The organism is Pelatocladus sp. (genome assembly GCF_059505505.1).
On sequence record NZ_JCACKS010000170.1, the window covers coordinates 1 to 3,397 of the forward strand.

The following is a 3,397-nucleotide window of genomic DNA, read 5'->3' on the forward strand; positions in this document are numbered from 1 at the left end:
ACTTTAGATTCTTCTAACTCCTTGTGTCAAGCCTAATTGAGATGCTCTTACCCTGCCTAATGTTGCGGTTTGAATCTGCATTATTTTTTATTCCTTTGAAGGTTAAATAATTAGGCACTATGAATTAGAAACTGGTAATTTTTACCAAAAATATAAGGTTCAAAGCCGAGTAGAATTGTGGGCTATAGCTCCCCTGCTTTTCTGCTCAAGAGTTTTTTCACCCAGTCTTCAATTAACAACAACTTATATTTAATTGCGTCCATTTACTTTGTGGTGGAATCTTTGCTAGAATCCCTTTTCTGAGAGGTTCAGGTCGTTCTGACCAAGGTAGTGAACCATCGCCTTTCGCATAGTATTGACTAGCACATTGCAGTATCGCAGATGCACAACTATCATTTGGTAAATCGCCAAATAAATAGGTTGGTTTCCCTGACGCAACAAAAGCAATTACACAAGAACGGTTACAAGCACTCATACATTCAACTCCTTGAATGGAGAATTTGTTTTGCAATTCCCAATTTTGTGCCAGTTGTTGAAGTTGTTGTAATAGCTGCTGTCCGCCACTTTCACCAATCCGCTTACCATCTTGCCACAGGCTGGCGCAGGTCGTGCAGACGAATAAAGTATGCTGTTTGTTGTTCATTAATTTTCAGGCTTTGCCGATTGATAGTATGAAGTAGCCTCACACATACCCTACAGGAAGCTAACGTAACGCCACCGCAAGCTACACGTTAGTATCTTCTAGGGAAGAGTAGGCGCAAAGTTACTTTTATGTGAAGCGAAGGATAGGATACAACTGGGTTTTCAGGTTTGTATCTATCAACCTTCTGTGTGTACGTATTGATGTGTTTAGGAAAATATCTACAATCTCATAGAAATTTGTAGTGCGTGGGGTATGTCTGACACTATGAGACAGTAATCCTGTTTAATAGAGAGAGTATTGATTGCGTTATTCATCTGTACCTCGCAGATGGGAGTTTGTTGTACTTTCGGCGGGCATTCTGACTTTGAAGCATAAGCCTCATTACAGCTGCGGGACAGCGCCGGATTTGCACCGGACTTTCCCCGTTACCTCTAGTGACTGTTTCCCACTAGAACCGAATCATCCTTTTGATGATACCACAGTTTTGTAACTTATTACTTTGTAATTTGATTCAGTATCAGAAAAGATAAACAAAAATAGGGTAGATTTGTAATGCTGCAACTTAGTAGTACTAATATTCGCCCCGACAGTAACTAATTTTAGCTTGATCGAAAAGTTCTGCATACACCTTCGGCATCTGTACTGGGCGCGATCGCTCTACAAATCTAAATGCAACAATTCTTATTTCTCTTATTTGCATTGAGATACGAGCATGGTAAATTACAACCAGACCTTGGTTCTGATGGGGAACAGCCATCAGAGGTAACGGGGAAAATTCGGTGTAAATCCGATGCTGTCCCGCAGCTGTGATGAGACTCGAAGTATTCGTCTCTGAGTCAGAATGCCCGCCAGAGGTAAAAAACATACACTTATCTGCGAGGTACAGATGCAAAATATTCTTTTTAATTACCGTTGGGCGGTAAAAGTCATTGTATGTAGTATGGGTGCAATGACAACTTTGATATTGTGGAATTATGTTGTGTATGCGGTCGAAATTCCACAACCAGAAAAAATTGCCCAAAATACGGATGAACAGGAACCTGATATTGAACTGACAGTCATCGACACGCTATTGAATCAGCCTGTTTTCTCCCCCTTTCGCCGCGAAGGAACAGTCAAAGATTCTACTCGACCAGTATATGTGATTACAGGTGAAGAAATCGAAGCCCAGGGGGCGCGCAATGTCACAGAAGCGTTGCGTTTTCTCCCCGGAATCTTACCTGATGGGACAGTCGGAACAGAAGTGAATGCTTTAAGCGGTCAATTTATTCGGGGTTCTAACTCCGAACAAGTATTGATTTTACTTGATGGTAGACCAATTAACAATCTCGGTGGCGGTGGTTTTGACCTTTCCGAAATTACCAGCAACATTATTGAACGAATAGAAGTTTTACCAGGAGGAGGTTCTACCCTTTACGGTTCCTCTGCGATTGGAGGTGTGATTAGTATTATCACTGGTCGTCCCACAGAGAAAGTAACAACCCAAGCGGGTGTGACTTTTGGCGCTTATGGATTAAATCAGCAGACTATCAATAGTAGTGGGAGAGTAGGAAATATTGGTTGGGTTTTGGGATATAACCGTACCGAAGCTGAAAATAACTACCCTTTTTCCATCCCAGAGGCGAACTTCGAGGGAACCAGAGAAAACAATGATGTTCTCTACAACAACTTTAATGTCAAGTTAGAGGCGAATTTAGGTTCTCGTAATACCCTCACCCTCTCAACTTTATACTTAGGTAAAGACCAAGGAGTACCAGGAGGAGTCCCTATTCCCGAACCTCTATTTGGACAAGGTTATTTTAACTCGTTGACTGATAGCGATCGCAAATACACAGACCAAGTTCTCACTGATTTAACTTGGAACTCAAAATTAGGTTCGGGAAATGATTCCCTACTTACAGCCAAAGTCTATGCAGATTTTCTGAATACCCGTTTTGATAGTCGTGCTTCATCTTCTGCGCGGTTTGATAACGAGCAAAATTCCTATGGAATTCAAGCGCATCATAGTTGGAACTTTGCCAGCAATCAAAGTTTAGTTTATGGCTTTGATTATCGCAACACTTCAGCACGTAACAGTACCTTTGACTATCTCGATAATCAAGAAACAATTAGTTATGACGATAGTATTGATCAAGGAGCATTATTTGCTAGATATGAAATTAATTTTACACCTAGTTTCACAATGAACTTTGGCTTGCGCCAAGATTTTAGTAGTTTGACAAATGGTTCATTTACATCGCCAAGTGTAGGCGCAAAACTGGCGCTGACTGATTCTACTACCATCCGAGCTAATTATATTCGGAATTTCCGCGCTCCAACTCTTTTTAATTTATATGCTAGAGGTTCTACCTTTGTTGGTAATCCGGATCTTAAACCAGAAACAGGTGATAGTTATGATATTGGAATTGACCAAAAACTAGGAGATTTTGGTTTATTACGCTTAACCTACTTCAGCAACACTATCTCAGATTTGATTGCTTATAATTTTGCTGTCCCTGTAGCTACTTATGAGAATATTGGTAAGGTTCGTACTACAGGACTCGAAGCAGTTTTAAATTTACAACTTGCAAAAAATGTCTATGCCTTTGCCAATTATACACTCAACGATCCACGCATTTTATCAAGCGTCAATCCTGCTGAATCAGACAATGAATTGCGGTTTGCTGGTGCAGATAGTTTAAATTTGGGAATTTCTTATGAATTGGACTTTGGACAAGAAGGATGGTTCGCGTAAATTATTTGCGAACCAAAAAC

At 40.5% G+C, this 3,397-nt stretch carries 3 protein-coding genes and 2 riboswitches; of the genes, 1 reads left to right on the forward strand and 2 read right to left on the reverse strand.

The window, feature by feature from the left end; genetic code table 11:
- Nucleotides 1-232: 232 nt before the first annotated feature.
- Together AC5JMK_RS13535 and AC5JMK_RS13540 are read right to left on the reverse strand one after the other, a co-directional pair.
- The gene (locus tag AC5JMK_RS13535) at nt 233-643 is read right to left on the reverse strand and encodes a DUF1636 domain-containing protein (protein WP_495910335.1); all 411 of its coding nucleotides are present in this window, start codon (nt 641-643) and stop codon (nt 233-235) included.
- Between the two features lie 331 nt (nt 644-974).
- A riboswitch (cobalamin riboswitch) is annotated at nt 975-1,117 on the reverse strand.
- 97 nt (nt 1,118-1,214) lie between these two features.
- Nucleotides 1,215-1,400 carry a hypothetical protein gene (locus AC5JMK_RS13540; protein ID WP_495910336.1) on the reverse strand — a complete coding sequence of 62 codons (186 nt, stop codon included), beginning with the start codon at nt 1,398-1,400 and terminating at the stop codon, nt 1,215-1,217.
- Nucleotides 1,361-1,510: riboswitch (cobalamin riboswitch) on the forward strand. Its footprint overlaps the gene before it by 40 nt.
- Before the next feature lie 19 nt (nt 1,511-1,529).
- Between AC5JMK_RS13540 and AC5JMK_RS13545 the strand changes: the two genes are divergently transcribed.
- Nucleotides 1,530-3,377 (forward strand): TonB-dependent receptor plug domain-containing protein, encoded by a 1,848-nt coding sequence (locus tag AC5JMK_RS13545; protein WP_495910337.1) that lies wholly within the window; start codon nt 1,530-1,532, stop codon nt 3,375-3,377.
- The last annotated feature ends 20 nt before the right edge of the window (nt 3,378-3,397 follow it).

Excerpts from the sequence above, each read along its gene's own strand:
- AC5JMK_RS13545 (WP_495910337.1), top strand. The coding sequence starts at position 1,530 with ATGCAAAATATTCTTTTTAATTACCGTTGGGCGGTAAAAGTCATTGTA.
- AC5JMK_RS13540 (WP_495910336.1), bottom strand. The coding sequence starts at position 1,400 with ATGGCTGTTCCCCATCAGAACCAAGGTCTGGTTGTAATTTACCATGCT.
- AC5JMK_RS13535 (WP_495910335.1), bottom strand. The coding sequence starts at position 643 with ATGAACAACAAACAGCATACTTTATTCGTCTGCACGACCTGCGCCAGC.